General features: G+C 59.1%; 11 protein-coding genes and 1 pseudogene. 2 read left to right on the top strand and 10 right to left on the bottom strand.

Going from position 1 to position 18,890, the window contains the following annotated elements; genetic code table 11:
- Positions 1–97 precede the first annotated feature (97 nt).
- Positions 98–1,378 carry an HAAAP family serine/threonine permease gene (locus tag BK667_RS31280; RefSeq protein WP_123599898.1) on the bottom strand — a complete coding sequence of 427 codons (1,281 nt, stop codon included), beginning with the start codon at positions 1,376–1,378 and terminating at the stop codon, positions 98–100.
- A gap of 269 nt (positions 1,379–1,647) precedes the next feature.
- On the opposite strand from BK667_RS31280, the gene BK667_RS33360 reads away from it, so the two are divergent.
- Positions 1,648–1,890 (top strand): Arc family DNA-binding protein, encoded by a 243-nt coding sequence (locus BK667_RS33360; protein WP_185058298.1) that lies wholly within the window; start codon positions 1,648–1,650, stop codon positions 1,888–1,890.
- A gap of 35 nt (positions 1,891–1,925) precedes the next feature.
- Here the strand turns inward: BK667_RS33360 and BK667_RS31270 are convergent, their stop codons facing one another.
- The 6 genes and pseudogenes from BK667_RS31270 to BK667_RS31250 all read right to left on the bottom strand — a co-directional run bounded on the left by BK667_RS31270 (position 1,926) and on the right by BK667_RS31250 (position 12,174).
- Positions 1,926–2,027 carry a helix-turn-helix domain-containing protein gene (locus BK667_RS31270; protein WP_259698286.1) on the bottom strand — a complete coding sequence of 34 codons (102 nt, stop codon included), beginning with the start codon at positions 2,025–2,027 and terminating at the stop codon, positions 1,926–1,928.
- Positions 2,017–2,535: a hypothetical protein gene (locus BK667_RS31265; protein ID WP_123599896.1), complete on the bottom strand. Its 519-nt coding sequence runs from the start codon at positions 2,533–2,535 to the stop codon at positions 2,017–2,019. The genes BK667_RS31270 and BK667_RS31265 overlap by 11 nt, the downstream gene beginning before the upstream one ends.
- 81 nt (positions 2,536–2,616) lie before the next feature.
- On the bottom strand, positions 2,617–3,492 hold the full coding sequence (locus tag BK667_RS31260) for a hypothetical protein (RefSeq protein ID WP_123599895.1): 876 nt from the start codon (positions 3,490–3,492) through the stop codon (positions 2,617–2,619).
- A gap of 49 nt (positions 3,493–3,541) precedes the next feature.
- On the bottom strand, positions 3,542–9,985 hold the full coding sequence (locus BK667_RS33875; RefSeq protein ID WP_311198939.1) for a YadA-like family protein: 6,444 nt from the start codon (positions 9,983–9,985) through the stop codon (positions 3,542–3,544).
- Positions 9,986–10,138: 153 nt separating this feature from the next.
- A pseudogene (locus tag BK667_RS34115) lies at positions 10,139–10,690 on the bottom strand (ESPR domain-containing protein); the annotation flags it as partial.
- A gap of 263 nt (positions 10,691–10,953) precedes the next feature.
- The gene (locus tag BK667_RS31250) at positions 10,954–12,174 is read right to left on the bottom strand and encodes an EAL domain-containing response regulator (protein ID WP_123599893.1); all 1,221 of its coding nucleotides are present in this window, start codon (positions 12,172–12,174) and stop codon (positions 10,954–10,956) included.
- A gap of 547 nt (positions 12,175–12,721) precedes the next feature.
- Between BK667_RS31250 and BK667_RS31240 the strand changes: the two genes are divergently transcribed.
- Positions 12,722–13,033 carry a hypothetical protein gene (locus BK667_RS31240; protein WP_123508618.1) on the top strand — a complete coding sequence of 104 codons (312 nt, stop codon included), beginning with the start codon at positions 12,722–12,724 and terminating at the stop codon, positions 13,031–13,033.
- A 10-nt stretch (positions 13,034–13,043) separates the two neighbouring features.
- Here BK667_RS31240 and BK667_RS31235 read toward each other — a convergent pair whose 3' ends face one another.
- The 3 genes from BK667_RS31235 to BK667_RS31225 form a co-directional block, all read right to left on the bottom strand.
- Positions 13,044–16,694: a transporter substrate-binding domain-containing protein gene (locus BK667_RS31235; RefSeq protein WP_123599891.1), complete on the bottom strand. Its 3,651-nt coding sequence runs from the start codon at positions 16,692–16,694 to the stop codon at positions 13,044–13,046.
- A gap of 1 nt (position 16,695) precedes the next feature.
- Positions 16,696–17,322 carry a response regulator transcription factor gene (locus BK667_RS31230; protein WP_123508620.1) on the bottom strand — a complete coding sequence of 209 codons (627 nt, stop codon included), beginning with the start codon at positions 17,320–17,322 and terminating at the stop codon, positions 16,696–16,698.
- A gap of 160 nt (positions 17,323–17,482) precedes the next feature.
- Entirely contained in the window at positions 17,483–18,613 is a 1,131-nt protein-coding gene (locus tag BK667_RS31225; protein ID WP_259698284.1) for an EAL domain-containing response regulator, read from the bottom strand.
- Positions 18,614–18,890: the final 277 nt, after the last annotated feature.

Raw genomic sequence — 18,890 nt, 5'->3', positions numbered from 1 at the left:
GCAGCCCAGGACGCTCAGCGTCCCTTTCTACAGCTGGAACGCGGAGCGTCCCTTGAGGCATTCCCACGCAGAGCGTGGGAACGATCATGTGGCGCTATCAGGCGGTCAGCGAATAGATCAACGCCGAAATCGCCACCAAACCTACCGCCGTCACAAACACGTTGGAGGCCTGACCACGATACCGCGCCATGGCCGGCACTTTACGGATGGCGTACATCGGCATCAGGAACAGGATCGCCGCGATGATCGGGCCACCGAGGGTTTCGATCATGCCAAGGATGCTCGGGTTCAGGGTGGCGACGATCCAGCACACCACCAGCATGAACGCAGCGGTCATGCGGTCCAGCGCTTTAGGCGACGGGCGCTTGCCGCTCTTCACGATCAGGCCTTTCAAGCCTTCGCTGGCGCCGATGTAGTGGCCCAGGAACGACTTGGAAATCGCCACGAACGCAATCAACGGTGCGGCGAAGGCGATGGTCGGGTTGCTGAAGTGGTTGGCCAGGTACGACAGGATCGACAGGTTCTGCGCCTTGGCTTCGGCCAGTTGCGCCGGGGACAGGGTCAGCACGCAGCTGAAGACGAAGAACAGCACCATCACCACCATCAAGGCGTGGGCGCGGGACAGGATCTGCGAGCTGCGCTCTTCGGCGTGTTCACCGTAGCGACGCTTCTGGTCCACCGCGAACGCGGAGATGATCGGCGAGTGGTTGAACGAGAACACCATCACTGGAATCGCCAGCCACAACGTGTGCAGCAACGCCGACGGCTCAGGCAGCGTGGACGCGGTGCTGAGGATGCCGCCATTCCAATGCGGAACCAGGAACACCGCCAAAAACAGCAGCGCAACGATAAACGGGTAGACCATCAGGCTCATGGCCTTGACGATCACCTGCTCGCCGCAACGCACCACCGCCAGCAGACCGAGGATCAGCACGAACGACAGAATCGCCCGTGGCGGCGGCATGATGTGCAGTTGATGTTCGAGGAAACTGCCCACGGTGTTGGTCAGCGCCACGCTGTAGATCAGCAGGATCGGGAAGATCGCGAAGAAGTACAGCAAGGTGATCAGCGCACCGGCCTTGATGCCGAAGTGTTCTTCCACCACTTCAGTGATGTCCGCGCCTTCGCGACCGGACAATACGAAACGGGTCAGGCCACGGTGGGCGTAGAACGTCATGGGAAACGCCAACAGCGCCAGGACCATCAGCGGCCAGAAACCGCCGAGGCCCGCGTTGATCGGCAAAAACAACGTGCCGGCCCCGATCGCCGTGCCAAACAGGCCCAGCATCCAGGTGGTGTCTTGGCGATTCCAGCTTTCAATGACTACTGGTTTCGCCGCTACATAGCGCTCGTCGACGCTATTGGCCTGATCATTCATCCGGTGGGATCTCCGCATTCCGGTCAGTTGCTACCCGGTCAGGACGAGTCGGAAAAACCCGACAGGCAGCGCCCTGGCCGAAACAGGGGCGCGATTGTCCGGGATTAACGAGCAGAAGCAAAGACTTAGCTGAGGAGTGGTTGTGCGGATCAGAAGATTGCGGCGTCAATCGTAAGAAAATTCGAGCGCCCCAGCAGGAAAAATCCTACATAAAACCCACGCTGCCCGAGACCAAACTACCCCATTCTCAGGGTTGCCAGGAGTTAGTGGTGGATAAAGCACTCGACAGGTTTGTTCTTCGACTGCCTGATGGTTTACGTCTCAAATTAAAACGCATCGCCAAAGAGAATCGGCGCAGCTTGAACGGTGAAATTGTCGCTCGCATGGAGCGCTCTTTAGCACAACCGCAATCAGGCGAACTGAGTGATGAAGTCAGGCTCGCCTTGATTTATGAGGTATTCGGTTTGAAAGACACGCTAGACATCAGTAAGACCAACGCTGATTCGGACTGAACTGTTGCTTCACAGCTCTGCGTCATCAGCAAGGCTCAGTCTTGCTGATATTCCAGCAGGTCGCCTGGCTGGCAATCGAGCGCGGCGCAGAGCGCGTCCAGAGTGCGATCTTCACGCCGACGGGACCTATCGATCAATCTTCAGCGCCTCGGTCAGCCGGTGTGCAGGGTAATTTTCATCGTAGATGATGTCGGTGATGCGCCAGCCTTCCGGCGTTTTACGCAGCAGCACTTTGGTGTCATTGAAGGTGCTGTCGCCCAGCGTGCTCCAGGCCAGTTGTGAATGGGCGATCTCCCCCCACTGATGGGTGTCGGTAATCCGATACCGATCAACCCGATCCTGGAAACCGGTGATGAACATGTTGTCGACAAAAGAAGGCTTGTCTTCGGGATGGGCTTTGATTTGCCTGTCACGTTCGGCTTCTGCCTGGCCCAACAGACGAATAATGGCCGGGTCAAACAATGGCTTGGCATCGTCGATGTTGAACAAAGCGCTATAGCCCTCCTTGAAGCCGTTCTTGAGATACCAGTCCGCCAGTTGTTTTACCGTGGCCTGAGGCGTGCTGGCTTTATCCGAGCAGCCCAGCAAGACCAGTCCCAGGGCGCTCAGGCAGAGCGCTTGATAAATCTTTTTGTGTAATCGCATTTCGTCTCACCTATTCAGCAGATGGAAGCGACAGGGTGGAATTCACCACCCTGCTGTATCGCGAGGTCATGGGTTCGCGGATCACGATTGCGGCGGCGCCAGCAGCCCTCTGACCATCGGCGAGAAGTACGCCACCTGAAGCGGGTAATCCCGCCCCAGCAACTTGCCTTGGCCATACCAGGCGATACCGCCCAGATTCAGGATCAGACCGCTGCTGCCAAACTCGAAGACGCTGCCGGCGGAACTGCTGAACACAAAGCGGCTTTCATCCATTTGCAGCAGCTTGTACTGCGTGTCCGCGGGTGGCAGTTGATCCTTGATCCGTTGCAGGTAAGTCGGTGCCAGGCGGGCAAACAACTGCCCGGCGCGCGCACGGTATTGCGGGATCGACAAACCGGGGCTGCGTTGCAACTCGGCGGCGATCAGGGCAAACACATCGGCATTGGCCCGCGCCTCAGCCAACTTGATCGACAGCGCCGAGGCCAACAGCGCGTTATCAACTTGCAGCTCGGTTTTCTCCGGTTGCCCATTGGCCGCTGGCGTCGTCACCGGGCGCATGAACTCGGTCACATCGACCGGCGACAACACGGTCGTCGCCAGATACGCCGCACACGCCGTGGTTTGCCCCACCTGGTCGCCATTGATCAACAGCGAGAACGGACTGCCCTGCTTGGGCAGCGTTTGCGCGTCGACCCCTTGCTGCTTGAGGAAGACGTTGACCTGCTCCTGCTTCACTTCGCCCCGGGCCAATGCGCAAAGCTGTTGCATCACCGGCGTATTGCGCTGGCCATCGAACATCGGCGACAGCTCGAAGATCGCATCATGAATCACTGGTAAAGCGGGAATGTCGAGCCAGTTGCGCGGGACATCCGCCGGTCTGTTGGCCAGAAACTTGTCGTAACCGGCCAGCGCCAGCAGAGTAATCAGCGTGCCGACGAAAATGGATTTCATGTTCATAGAGTTTCGCCTGAGAAAAAGTCGGATAGAGACGTATCAAAAACGGCCATCACCACTGGTAACCCACCCCCACCGCCACGCCGACATTGCGCTGGGTGTCCGTACTTCCTTGCAATTTGGTCAACCACCGTCCATTGCCGGACAAATGTGAAACACCGAAGGCAACCGACGATTGACCGCGATAGGTACTCGCCGCCGCCGTGGTCATGCTTGCGCCCGGAGAGTAGGACTGCGGCAAACTGGCCATGGCCATGGCACCGGCAATCCCCGCGCTGAGAATTTCGTCTTGCTTCTTGATGTCATTTTTCAGATCCGAATAACGTTGGTCGGTGTAGGCATTCGCGCTGTCGGTGAGGCCCGCCACGCTCTTGGTCAACTGATCGACGTTCACCGCGTCCGTGCCACTGGTGCCAGCCGCGATGTTGGTGAGCTGCCGTTCGTTGCCGACGCTGCCCATCGACACGCTGTTCTCGCGATCAGCCACCGAATTGGCGCCCAGTGCCGTGGCGTTCCTGGCGGTCGCCTTGGCGCCGTTGCCGATGGCCACCGAATTTTCCCCGGTGGCCTGAGACTGGGTGCCGACTGCCGCGCTGTTTTTCCCCGATGCCACCGCCCCTGCCCCGCCGGCTATCGAATTGACGCCCGTGGCTTTCGGCTTGGCTGCCGCGCTGTCGTTGTTCACCTGGAACATGCCGTCGGTGCCGTTCTTGATGTTGGAGACATCGCCCTCGACGGTGCTGATGCGCGCACCTTGCTCAAGCGCAGCGCCATTGAGATTGGCGATCGAGTCATCCGTGTACTGCTTGGATTCGGCAACCGCTCCGTCGAGCTGCCGCACGTTGACGGCATCGTTGGCATCCTTGCCGTCGGCGACATTGCTGACCGTCCGGGTCGCACCCGTCGCCGTATTGCCCACAGACACCGTGCCCGAAGTCACGTTGTTGGCCCCCGAATACTTGCCGCTGTAGGTCTCTGCACCTCGGCCTTCATCGCTGGCGCCGCTGCCCACTGCCACACTGCCGTCAGCAGAGGCTTTGGCGCCGTTGCCCATCGCCACCGAGCCATTACCCGACGCCTGGGCCTGGGAGCCCAACGCCATGGAGTCAGTCCCGGTGGCCGCGGAGTCGGCGTTGGTGGAGTTGACGTGCAAATACTTGATGCCGCCGCCGGCGCCGATAAGGGTTTCGAGGCCGCCCACACGACCGCCGAGGGTGGTGATGTCCGTGGTGTTTTGATCCACTTGATCGCCGACCGACTTCAGCTGCGCCACGTTGACCGCATCGTTGTCCTGGGTGCCCGCCGCCACTCCAGTGAGCTTGCGATTGCCCAGCGCCGTGCCGATGCCGACCTCGCCGACCGAGGTCTGCGCAGTCGCTAATCGATAGGCGCTGTAATTCGTCTCGGCGCCGACCGTGGTCACCGAACTTGAGCCCAGCGCCACGCTCATGGCCTGGCTGGCATTGGCACCGGCACCCAACGCCACCGATTGCTCCGCTGACGCCTGGGCCGCGCTGCCCATGGCGATACCGGAAGCCTGCAACACTTGGGTATTGCGCCCGATGGCAATGCCACCGGCGGCGGCTTGCCCGACAGTGGCCTGATTACCGAGACCAATGCCGTTGTCGCCGTTGACTACGGTGGCCGGACCGACCGCAATCGACTCCGCGCCGCTGGCCAGTGAGTCCACCGGGTTCGTCGAATTGGCGTGGAAATAGAGGGTGCCGGTGGAACTCAAGGAACCCATCGCCCCGGTCAATTGACGCAGGGTCACGGCGTCGTGATCGTCGGTGGCGTCCGCCACGTTGGTGATCTGCCGATAGCTGCCGGCCTTGCCCACCGAAACCGAACCCAGCAAGGTCGCATCCGAGGTGTCATAAATGATCGCCCCGCTGCCGACCGGGATCGTGCCGGTGGCTGGTGCCAGGGCCCGGTCCGCGACCGAGCCTTCGCCCAATGCGATACCGCCCGCGACCTGGACCTGACTCTGATGCCCCAGCGCCAGACCGCCATCCGCGGCGACATTGGCACCTGGACCTGCGGCGAACGAATAGGCACCTGTAGCGATGGACTGCGGACCGATGGCCATGCTGTTCAGGCCGGTCGCGGTACTGTCGGCGAGGGTTGAGTTGGCGTGGAAATACTTGATACCGGTGCCGCTGTTAATGATGTTATCCACGGCTTCGTTGGTGGCGAACAATTGGCTGCCGTTCACCGCGTCGGTGCTGGTGCCGTTCAAGGTGCCGGCTGCAACATTGGTCAACTTGACCGCAGTGCCCGCCGGATTGAAGGTCACCTGAGCTTTGGTGGCGTCGTCGTATTTCACCGCGACGGCGGCGGTGTTGGTCAGACTAGTGTTGAGGCTGGTCAATGCCGCGCCGACGTTGTTGCTGGTCAGCGGGCCGGTGTTGGCCCCGGTCGCGTTGATGCTGTTGGTCACGTAACCGGGCGCTGTCCACACGCCCGTGGTTGCATCGAGTTGCGCACCGCCGCCCAGCGCCAGTGCGGCACTTTGGCCGGTCAGGTTGAGTTGGCTGACGTTCACCGCATCGGTGTTGCTGGAACCGGCAGCAAGGCCCGTCAGACGACGACCGTCTGCGCCATTGGCAATGTTGACTTCGCCTCCCGTCGCCGCGCCACCGACGCCATAAGCGGCGTTGACCAGGGTCGTGCCAGTGGCCGACGAGTGACTGCCCAGCGCCACGCTGTCAGCGGCGGTAGAGCTCGCGGCCGGGCCTACGGCCACGCTGTCCTGACCGGTCGCGCTGCTGTCGGCGAGGGTTGAGTTGCCATGGAAATATTTGATGCCGGCGCCGTTGTTGACGAGGTTGTCGACAGTTTGGTTGGTTGCGAACAATTGCGAGCCGTTCACCGAATCGGTGCTGGTGCCGTTCAAGGTGCCGGCCGCAACGTTGGTCAACTTGACCGCAGTGCCTGCCGGGTTGAAGGTCACTTGAGTCTTGGTGCTGGCGTCGTCGTATTTCACCGCCACAGCGGCGGTGTTGGTCAGACTGGTATTGAGGTTGGTCAACGCCGCGCCGACGTTGGTGCTGACTAACGGGCCGGTGTTGGTGCCGTTGACGCTGATGCTGTTGGTGGAATAGCTCGGTGCCGTCCATGCACCCGTCGTCGCATCAAGCGCCGCGCCGCCACCCAGAGCGGTCGCCGTGTTCTGGCCGGATTGATTGAGTTGGCTGACGTTGACGGCATCCGTCGCGTTGGAGCCGGCGGCAAGACCGGTGATGCGACGCCCATTGGCGCCATTGGCGATGTTCACTTCGCCTCCGGTCGCCGCGCCGCCGACGCCATAAGCCGCGTTGGCCAAGGTCGCGCCGGTGGCCAATGAGTTCGAGCCGAGCGCCACACCGTTAGCCACGGTCGAACTCGCCGCCGGGCCGATGGCCACACTGTCCTGACCGGTTGCGCTGCTGTCGGCGAGAATCGAGTTGCTGTGGAAATACTTCACGCCGGCGCCGTTGTTGACGAGGTTGTTGACTTGCGTCCCCAGCCCATCGACCGCGCTGTTGGTTGAGAACAACTGACTGCCGTTGACCGTGTCGGTACTGGTTGCCGACACCCGCCCCGCTGCCACGTTGGTAATCTGCCGCTCGCTGCCAACGCTGCCCACGCTCAGTACGCCAGTCGGAGTCGCACCGGCGTAATTGAAGGTGGCGCCATTGATCACGCCATTCGCGGTGGCGTTGGCCGTTGCGGTGGTGGCGCCGTTGCCCAGTGCGATGGAATTGGCGGTTCCGGCGATGGCGCCGTTGCCGATGGCCACTGCATTGGCGGCGGTCGAACTGGCGGCCGGGCCAACAGCGATGCTGTCCTGACCGGCTGCGCTGCTGTCGGCAAGAATCGAGTTGCTATGGAAATACTTCACGCCGGCGCCGTTGTTGACGAGGTTGTCGACGGTTTGGTTGGTGGCGAACAACTGTGAGCCGTTCACCGCATCGGTGCTGGTGCCGTTCAAGGTACCGGCCGCAACGTTGGTCAACTTGACCGAAGTGCCTGCCGGGTTGAAGGTCACTTGAGTCTTGGTGCTGGCGTCGTCGTATTTCACCGCCACAGCGGCGGTGTTGGTCAGACTGGTATTGAGGTTGGTCAACGCCGCGCCGACGTTGGTACTGACTAACGGGCCGGTGTTGGTGCCGTTGACGCTGATGCTGCTGGTGGAATAGCTCGGCGCCGTCCATGCCCCCGTGGTCGCATCAAGCGCCGCGCCGCCACCCAGAGCGGTTGCCGTGTTCTGGCCGGATTGATTGAGTTGGCTGACGTTGACGGCATCCGTTGCACTGGAGCCGGCGGCAAGACCGGTGATACGACGCCCATTGGCACCATTGGCGATGTTCACCTCGCCCCCGGTCGCGGCGCCGCCGACGCCATAAGCCGCATTAGCCAAGGTCGCGCCCGAGGCCAAAGAGTTCGAGCCGAGCGCCACACCGTTAGCCACGGTCGAACTCGCCGCCGGGCCGATGGCCACGCTGTCCTGACCGGTTGCGCTGCTGTCGGCGAGGGTTGAGTTGCTGTGGAAATACTTCACGCCGGCGCCGTTGTTGACGAGGTTGTCGACAGTTTGGTTGGTGGCGAACAACTGCGAGCCGTTCACCGCATCGGTGCTGGTGCCGTTCAAGGTGCCGGCCGCGACGTTGGTCAACTTGACCGCAGTACCCGCCGGGTTGAAGGTCACTTGGGTCTTGGTGCTGGCGTCGTCGTATTTCACCGCGACGGCGGCGGTGTTGGTCAGGCTGGTATTGAGGTTGGTCAACGCCGCGCCGACGTTGGTGCTGACTAACGGGCCGGTGTTGGTGCCGTTAACGCTGATGCTGTTGGTGGAATAGCTCGGCGCCGTCCATGCCCCGGTGGTTGCATTGACTGCCGCACCGCCGCCCAGGGCTGTTGCCGTGTTCTGACTGGCCGCAAACAATTGGCTGCCATTCACAGCATCGGTGCTGGTAGCGTTCAAGACACCGACCGCAACGTTGGTCAACTTGACCGAAGTGCCTGCCGGATTGAAGGTCACTTGAGTCTTGGTGCTGGCATCGTCGTATTTCACCGCCACAGCGGCGGTGTTGGTCAGACTAGTGTTGAGGCTGGTCAATGCCGCGCCAACGTTAGTGCTGACTAACGGGCCGGTGTTAGTGCCGTTCACACTGATGCTATTGGTGGAATAGCTCGGCGCCGTCCATGCCCCCGTGGTCGCATCAAGTGCCGCGCCGCCACCCAGAGCGGTCGCCGTGTTCTGGCCGGATTGATTGAGTTGGCTGACGTTGACGGCATCCGTCGCGTTGGAGCCGGCGGCAAGACCGGTAAGGCGACGCCCATTGGCACCATTGGCGATGTTCACTTCGCCCCCGGTCGCGGCGCCGCCGACGCCATAAGCCGCATTAGCCAAGGTCGCGCCGGTGGCCAATGAGTTCGAACCGAGTGCCACACCGTTAGCCACGGTCGAACTCGCCGCCGGGCCGATGGCCACACTGTCCTGACCGGTTGCGCTGCTGTCGGCGAGAATCGAGTTGCTGTGGAAATACTTCACGCCGGCGCCGTTGTTGACGAGGTTGTCGACAGTTTGGTTGGTGGCGAACAACTGTGAGCCGTTCACCGCATCGGTGCTGGTGCCGTTCAAGGTACCGGCCGCAACGTTGGTCAACTTGACCGAAGTGCCTGCCGGGTTGAAGGTCACTTGAGTCTTGGTGCTGGCGTCGTCGTATTTCACCGCCACAGCGGCGGTGTTGGTCAGACTGGTATTGAGGTTGGTCAACGCCGCGCCGACGTTGGTGCTGACTAACGGGCCGGTGTTGGTGCCGTTCACGCTGATGCTGTTGGTGGAGTAGCTCGGCGCCGTCCATGCCCCGGTGGTTGCATTGACTGCCGCACCGCCGCCCAGGGCTGTTGCCGTGTTCTGACTGGCCGCAAACAATTGGCTGCCGTTTACAGCATCGGTGCTGGTTGCGTTCAAGACACCGACCGCAACGTTGGTCAACTTGACCGCAGTACCCGCCGGGTTGAAGGTCACTTGGGTCTTGGTGCTGGCGTCGTCGTATTTCACCGCGACGGCGGCGGTGTTGGTCAGACTGGTATTGAGATTGGCCAATGCCGCGCCGACGCTGGTGCTGATCAGCGGACCGGTACTGGTCCCGACGGCGTTGATGCTGTTGGTGGAATAGCTCGGCGCCGTCCATGCCCCGGTGGTTGCATTGAGCGCCGCGCCGCCGCCCAGGGCGGTCGCCGAGTCCTGCCCCACTTTATTCAGTTGGCTGACATTGACGGCATCAGTCGCACTGGCACCGGCGGCAAGACCGGTCATGCGTCGGCCGTTGGCGCCATTGGCGACGTTCACTTCACCGCCTGCCGTCGCCACGCCGCCAACACCATAAGCGGCGGTCGCCAGAGTAGTGCCAGTGGCTAATGAGTTTGAGCCGAGTGCCACGCTGTTGGCGACGTTCACGGTTGCCAGTTGCCCGATTGCAACACCGGAGTTGGCAGCCGCCAGCACCGTTGATTGGCCACCCAGAGCGATAGAATCGGCGGCCCGGGCCTGGGCCCCACGAGTTGTGTTACTCCCGATGGCAACAGCGCCCGCGGCGGACGCTGTGGTGGAGTCGGCTACCAGAAGCGAAGTAGTGCCGGTTCCGGAGGCCGAGCCACCGATGGCCACGCTGTTGAGATTATTCGCAACGCTACCGTAACCCAATGCGACACTTGCAATACCCGACGCATTGGTTTCCAACCCTATCGCGGTAGCCCACTGGCCGGCGCTGGCAGAATAGCCGAATACTGCTCCACCGAGCCCGGTCACGGCAGAAAAGCTGCCATAAACAGTGGCTCCACTGTAGGACCCACCGGATGAATTGCAACCGGCAACGTTTATATAAGCGCCAGCGCCGGAAGTTGGATCTGTAATTGTCCCCGAGACGGCGGTCCGACCCACGGTACCACTCGCGGTGCCCGTACATGAGCTAGCAGAAGAGTTAGCAAAATAAAGCCATGCGTACCCTGGCTCAGACCATCCAACAGTCAGACCCAAAGCAACCGCAAGCACACTCAGCGCACGGGATTTCCCCTTCAATGCAAAAAGTGGATTAAACCCCCGTTTACGCTGCCCCGCCTGCCCCCTCTTGGTCTTCTTGCTGGCAAGTTCCGAAGCCACTACCCAGCAACACAACGATGTATTCCAGACAACCGAAAATATTCTATTCATTAGTGAATTGGCGTTGAGCCAACCTCCGAAACACGCGTCATCCATGGCGTGATGACTTCCGCTTTTCATTTAATCCTTGATTTACAGATCCTGTTTACAAACGACGCCTTAACTCCAAGCCGATGACAACTTGATCTTCGTTTTAAATAAACCCAGGCAGCACCAAGCATTCAATGGAACGTATTGTCTCGACTTTAAAAACTAATTAAGTTAGGAAATTTCCGGCTGTTTGTAGGAAATTTCTCACTCCTCTCACCACTTGCTCAATCACTTAAAGAGCAACTAACAGCTCCAAGTTTCTGAAGATCCAGCCACTTCAATAAACCCGTCGCCGTCATCGGTCGCGCGCACAAGTAGCCCTGCCCTTGAGTACACCCAAGTTCCAGCAATACCTGACGTTGTTCTTCAGTTTCGATCCCTTCCACCACCACCGTCATGCCCAGCGCTTCGCCCAGCGCCAAGGTGCTGCTGATGACCGCGCGGCAGCGGGGTTCTTGCTTGAGCCCTCGAACGAATTCGGCGTCGAGTTTGATTTCGTTAAACGGCAATTGGCACAGCCGCTGCAGCGACGAAAACCCCGCGCCGAAATCATCGATAGACAGACTGCAACCCATCATCCGCAGGCGCACCAGGCTTTCCAGACTAATCGCAGGTGCTTCCAGCAGCCCGGTTTCGGTCAGTTCGAACGTCAACCCTGAACCGGGCAAATCATGGGCAGCGAGAAACGATTTGATGCGGCAGGTGAGTTCGGTATTGATCAGTTGTGCTGCGTGCAGATTGAAGGAGATGTTTAGCGCAAACCCTTGATCGAGTGCCTGGCGCTGGAGCCTCAACCCCTGTTCCAGTTGAAGAAACAGCAGATCATCCAACAACCCGCAACGCTCGATAATCGGCAGGAACACCGCTGGTGGCAGTACCCCTTTGAACGGATGGTGCCAACGGGCCAAGGCTTCGCTACTGCACACTTCACCGGTCAGCAGGTTGAATTTGGGCTGGAAGTAAGTCTGCAACTGTTGGTCGACAAGTGCCTGGCGCACCTCCGCTTCTGTGACTATCACCGCAACAGCCGACACGACAGGTTCATCAACAGGCTCATTCACATGTTTTGCCAGTAATTGCTGCAGCGCACCGAATTGCAGCGGCTCGCCAACCTCGCCCAGCAGCACCATCCCCAACAGCGAAACCAACTGCCCCACCGCCCGACGCACATCTGCCGACAACGAGCTGCTGCTGATGATGATCGATCCCGCCAGACGGGATCGGCCCACGCGTTGTAGCAGCTCCAGGCTGTCCACGCCGTCCATGCGCATATCGCACAGGGTGATATCCACCGGTCCGACCTGCTTAAGCGTCGCCAGCGCCTGCGCGCAATCGGCGGCCACGAAGACTTCCTGGCACCCGGATTGCCACAGCATGTTGACCGCAATCGAACGATGGAAGGCGTTGTCGCCAAGAACCAAAATGCGTAACGGCAGCATGGGCATGGTAGCGGCTCACAAAAAGTGGAATGAGCCAATTGTCGGGGCCTGGCAAGTGGGTATCTCTAGGAAACGTCTCTCTGAATGTAGGAAATTTCCCAACGTTACGACCCGTTGATGGAGTGCAACCTATCGACGACCTCCAATCTGCTCTTTGCGAAATTTCCTACAGACAGAAAGTTGCAACCCTTATTAATGTTCGATGCTTCTTTGAATGCGGTCAACTTTTACAAGACAGAGTCCGACATGACTAACGAGCGAAAACAACTACGCCTATTACTCAAGCGACACGAAGACAACTTCAAACTATTGCTCACCCATAGCGAATCGTGGCGCGACGAAGATCGGGAGCGAGGCGCCGTTACTCTTCAGAACCTGACACTACAAATGGAAAGACTGTTGAAGGAACTGAATAAACGACAGGGGCGCAAACCAACGGAATGACCCTTCCAGGCATCTCGCTTCAACAAATGACTTTTATCGACAACAAAAGTTGGGCAGACATATCCCCTGCCCTGAAAACCGCACATAAGAAGCCATCAGGAGACAGACAGTGACCGACGAAACGATACTTCATCCACGCGACGTTATTATTTCTGAACTGGAGAAGTGCAAAGAGCAGTTTTTTGCCGCCGGAAAAACCATCCAGACCATCCCGGCCGGTGTCGGCAGTGCTCACCCGGAAAAACATCTCGCGGGGCAACACAAATTGCAGCAAGCCGGACGCGCAAAACTCGCGCCCGCCTTGCGCGAGCATGCTGACGCCGGGCGAACCCTCCAGGCGGCTGCCCGGGCCATGAAGTTGAAAGTCGAGCGAGCGCAGCTGATCGCCAGAGAAAATGGCATTGTTTTCGCCGTCGAATAACCGCCGAGCGTTACAGCGCAGGATCCAACATGTGCTGTTCCAGCGTTTGTGCCAATCGCTCCATCTCCTGCTGCAAGTCATCCACTGCCTCCGTCAACAAGGCAGAATCCGGCCCCATGGAGGCCGCTTCCAACTGTTCACAGCAGCGGATCAAACTGCGCGCCTTGATGATTCGTGCACCGCCCTTGACCCGATGGGCCAGGTCGGAAAGCCCCGACAAATCATGCTCGCCGAACAGCTTGATCAACCGCAACATGTCCTCTTCATTACTGTTGGCCAGATCGCCGAGCAAGTTCTGAATCGCGCGGCGATCGCCACGGGTCAATTGCTGCAAGCTGCTCAAATCGATGTCGCCCTCTCTCTCGGGCATCTTCATGCCCAGCGGTACTGAATTGGCGCCGGGTTGTACCAAGGCCAGTCGGGCACTCAGATCCTTCAGACTGATGGGTTTGAACAGGCAATCGTCCATCCCTTCTGCGAGGCAGCGGTCTTTTTCCTCCGGCTGGGCGTTCGCGGTGAACCCCAGGATCATGCAAGGCTCGGCGCCCGAAGCTTTTTCCTCATCGCGAATCGCCCGCGTCAGCTCATAGCCGTTCATGACGGGCATGTTGCAGTCGGTAATGACCACATCGAAATTGCCGTTGCGCCAGGCGCGCAGTCCGTGGGCGCCGTCCTCGGCATCGCTGACCCCGTGGCCGAGGAAACTCAATTGCTGGGAGAGCAGCAAACGGTTGGCCGGGTAATCGTCGATCACCAGAATATTGAGTACCCACGCCTGAACCGCCAGTTCGGCCACCGGAAACTCGGCAACGGGCACGGGTTTCAAGATCAGCAGATCGAGGCAGATATCAATCTGCGTCCCCTTGCCCAGCACACTGGTCAAGAGCAATTGCCCCTGCATCATTTCACACAGGGTACGGCTGATGACCAGGCCCAGCCCTGAACCGCCCCGCGACGGCTGGTGATTATTGCTGGCTTGACCGAAAGGGTTGAACAGACGTTCTTGATCCGGGGTGGAAATACCAATCCCTGTATCTTTGACTTGCACGTGAAGCGCCAATCGCTCACCGCACACGCCGGGCGCCGCCTGCACGCTCAAACGCACCTCGCCTACGTCGGTAAACTTGATCGCGTTGCTCAACAGGTTGGACAGAATCTGTTTGAAGCGCAGCGGATCGATCAGCACATCGCGACTGGCCTTGAGGTCGAAATCCAGCAACAGCCGCAGGCCTTTTTGCCGTGCCACCCCTTCGAACATCCGCACCACCGATTCGACCAGTTCCCGCAGGCTGGCCCGTTCCGGGGTCAGGGACAGGCGACCGGACTCAATGCGTGCAATATCGAGAATGTCGCCGATCAGGTCCAACAAGCCCCGTGCCGCGCCGGAGGCAACTTCGATGGCGAAGCGGTCCATGACGCCTTGATCCGCTTTCTTCATCGCCAGTTCGAGCATGCCGATCACCGCGTTCATCGGCGTGCGGATTTCATGGCTCATGGTGGCCAGAAAGGTGGTTTTCGCCCGGTTGGCGTCATCGGCGCTTTTCTTGGCATTTTGCAATTGATCCAACAAACGCTGACGGTCGCTGATATCGATCCAGCCGGCGATGATACCGGCGACCACACCATCGCTTGTGTGATACGGCAACATCCAGTGGTACACCGTATGCACCACACCATCCTTGTGGGTATAAGTGCGATCCTGGATCCACCGCGTACCGTCTTCCATTACCTTGATGTACTCGGCCTGAAAGGTCTGAGCATCGGAATTACCAATAAGAATGCTGTCGGTAATTTTCTGGCCCATCACCGCCTCACGCGGGACGCCTAACACTTCAAGGTAAGCCGTATTGCAACTCACCAGCCGCCCCTGGCGATCACGGACATAGATCGGGTGAGGCGTGCCGTCGATCAAGACGCGCATGAACTCCATCTGGTCGTTGAGCGCCAGTTCGGCCTTTTCCCGAGTGGACACTAAGCGGCGCAAATAAATGATCCAGATCACCGCCACCATCAACAACAACGCGGAGAGGACAAACCCCTGAATGACTGCTGTGCGATTGTGCAGCCAGCCACCATTGTCGACCACCACGTCGTGGTGCCATCGCCCTGCCAATTCATCCATTTCTTCCGGGGGAATGCTTTGCAGGGCCTTGTCCAGGATCGAATACAGCTCCAGCGCCCCGCGGTCGGTGGCGAAGCCGGTCTGGGCCGATATCAAACCGACGACATTAGCCAGGCGCAGGCGGTCGCGGTACTTGCGCACGATCAAGTAACGCCCGTTGATCAGCGAATTGATGGCACCGTCCGCCTGCCCGTCAGCCACCAGCGCCATCGCATCGGCTGAAGCCGTCGTCTCAATCAACTCAATGCCCGGAAATTTCTGGCTGATGAAATCATGCAGCGCATTGCCGTGGCGCAGTGCCAGTTTTTTGCCGACCATGTCCTCCAGTCTTTCGGGGCTGCGCGACTCGTCCCGAGTCACCAGGACAAACGGGTTGGTCAAATAAGGGCGGGTGAAGCGCAACTGGCTTTCTCGCTCGGTGCTGGGGGTGAACGCCGCCATCAAATCGGCATTGCCGACCCTGATCTGCTCGATCAACGTGTCCATCGAGTTGCCGCGCAGCACATCGAATTTCAAACCGGTGCGCTGGCTGACCTTGGCCAGGACCTCGGCACTGATGCCCCTGAACGCGCCCTGTTCATCGAAGAAAGAGATGGGGGCGAGGCTGTCGTTGACCGCCACGGTCAGACGCGGATGTTTCTCCAGCCAACGCTGTTCGGCTGCCGTGAAATGAAGGGGATGAAGCCCGGAAATGCTCATGTCACCGGCACTCCAGCGGCGCAGTATGGTCATGCGATCGGTGATGGGGATCACCGCCAGCGCGGCATTGAGGATGTGCAGTAAACGACGATTACCCTGGTTCGTGGCGAAGGAGAAATGCGTGGTGTAGACGCCCGGCAATGTCGTCAGGTGCACGTCATTAATAAAGTGTTTGTTGACCAGATAATGGGTGCTGATGGCATCACCCAGATAAGCATCAGCCTGACCGAACACCACCGCACCGATTGCGCCCTGGGCCGAAGGGTAAAACTGCAGTTGCGCCTTGGGATAGGCGGTGCTGACTGCGTCTGTCGGCTGATAATGGTCAAGCAAGGCCAGGCGATTGTCGGACAGGTCTGGCGCCAACATCTGCTCGGCACCCGTGCGGGTCACCAGCGCCGACGGGGCCTGCGCATAGGCATTGGTCAGCGCCACCTCCGGATCGGCCCCATCGAAACTGTTGGCAGTGCCCACCAGGTCCAGTTCCCCGAGCCTGAGTGCCTGGATCACCTCGGCTCGCGAGTCATAGCGCCGAACCTCGATCTTGACGTGCAACATCGTGGCCAGCAGCTCGGCGTAATCGGCCGTGATGCCCTCGTAATCCTGGCCACCGGTAATCATGTCGAAAGGCGCATAGTCCGGCGCCGACACGCCAAGGCGCAGCGAACCTTTATTGCGCAGCCAGCGCCAGTCCGTTTCGTCCAGAACGACGGCATAGTTCTCGCCATTCGACCGGCCGAAAAGGTTCAGGGACTGCACCTCGGCCTGCACGGTCGAAACAACTCCCAACTGACCCAGCAATAAAACCGCAAGCAGGTAATGACGCAGAAGAGTTTTCATGTCAGATCAGGCTATTGCGCTTGGCAAAGTCGGCCAGATACACCACTGACTTCACGTTGAGCTTTTCAATCAGTCGGGTTTTATAGGTACTGACGGTCTTGTTGCTCAGCAACATCGCATCGCCGATTTCCTTGTTACTCATGCCTCGGGCAAGCTGCTGCAAAATCATTAGTTCACGATCGGACAGGCCGCGAATCATTTCCAGTTCAGTGGAATCGATATCGCTGCGGCGTACGGAATTACCCGCCAAGTTGGGAAAAAAGGTATAGCCGGCCATCAGCGCCTTGATCGCTTTACTTAATTCGCTTAATTCATCGGTTTTCGAGATATAACCGGCAGCGCCCGCCTTCATACAGCGCATGGCATAGAACGCGGCAGATTGAGAGGTCAACACCAGGATCTTGCTCGACAGTTTCAGCGCGCTGATCCGGCTGATGACTTCCAGCCCATCCAGGCTGGGCATGGCGATATCCAGCAAGATAAGTTCCGGTTCATGCTGGCGAGCCAGTTGCACCGCATCGGCGCCATTGCCAGCCTCACCGATGACTTGGAACTGCTCACGTTCAAGTAGCACTTTTACAGTCGCGCGAATGAACGGATGATCGTCTACAACCAACGCTTTATGCATTTTAACCTCTCTTTAAGACGCACCAGCAGATGCCAGTGACTGGAAGGGCCATGCATCAAATTAGTATGGATCAAATCACCAGTTCATGTAGCCACAGCACTACGTAATCCGGCAGCCATATCGGATGCTTCAGACCCTGGGAACGACACATTCAGGTGGGTTATTCCGGGGTCTGCAACCATTGCAGAAACCGTTGCGCATCCATGGGACGAGCCAGATGGAAACCCTGGCCAAATGAACAGCCCATCTCCACCAATCCATCCCGGATCACCTGGCTGCTGACGCCCTCGATCACCAGGCTCATGTTCAGCGCCTGGGCCAGCGCCAGAGTACTGGTGACCATTGCCCGGGTGCGCGGGTCGGTAATCGACTGGACGAGTTGCCCGTCGAGCTTGAGTTGGTTGAAGGGCAGTTCGCAGAGCAGGCTCAACGAGGAAAACCCCATGCCAAAGTCATCGATCGAAAGGCTGCACCCCATCCTGTGCAGGCGTTGCAGGTTTTCCCGGGTTATTTGAGGCGTGTCGAGCAAGCCGTTTTCAGCAATTTCGAACAGCAACGTCGAGCCCGGGAAATGCTGGCACTTCAAAACGCTGTGAATGTGGTCGGTCAGGTCATTGCGGACCAGTTGCGAAGCGTGAAGATTGAACGCCAATTCCAGCCCCAGACCGCACTGGTGCAAAGCACGCAACACACTCATGCCTTGCTCAAGCATTTGCTTGAACATTTCATCAACCAGGTCATAGGCAAGCACAGCCGCCAGAAAGTCTTTGGGCAACAGCAGCCCCCGGACCGGGTGTTCCCAACGCGCCAACGCTTCAGCCCCGGCCAATACCGCGCTGTTCATCTCGAACTTGGGCTGGAACCAGGCTTTGAACTCCCCCAAAGCCAGGCCTCGGCGAACGTCTTCTTCACTGGGCAGCCTGGTCGACGGCAACGGGTCAACGGTGACTGGAAGGCGCCGGTGACAATAGCGCTGCAAGATGCCTTGTAACGAATGCAACTGCGTGGGCTTGCTCAGGACACCGAGCAACTGCAGTCCCGAAAAGCGGGTCATCTGTCCGACTGCGCGGCGCAACTCCGGTCGCATCTCACTGCACAGGGCAACCGCACGCACCATGCCGTTCTGCCCGACACAATGCAGAAAGTCCAGGCAGTTAAGGGCCGTATTGCTCAGGTCACAGAGCACAATATCCACGCCGCCCGACCGGCGTATTTGCGCCATCGCCCCTTCGCTGTTATCCGCCTGCAAAATATCGATGACACCCAAATGCTGCAAAGCCGTGACCAACACACCGCGTTGAAACGAGTGATTTTCTAAAACGAGAACGCTAGGGGAGTCCATCTAACCGATTACTCTGCAACAACGTGAAGCCAGAATTGTGGCCATGTCATGACACTTCCAACGAAGGATTTATCTCCCTGATCTGTAGGAAATTTCCTAGGGCTGAGCCTATGGAAGGCTCCAACCAAAAAGCAGTTCCGTAGCAGCTGCCGAGGCACGAGGCTGCGTTCGGCGACGAAGTCGTCGTGAAATCAGGTGGCGCGGTGGTTCAGAAAAACCGTGTGCT

The sequence above is a fragment of the Pseudomonas frederiksbergensis genome, from assembly GCF_003732705.1.
Lineage (GTDB): Bacteria > Pseudomonadota > Gammaproteobacteria > Pseudomonadales > Pseudomonadaceae > Aquipseudomonas > Aquipseudomonas frederiksbergensis_F.
This window is presented reverse-complemented; position numbering and strand designations above follow the sequence as displayed.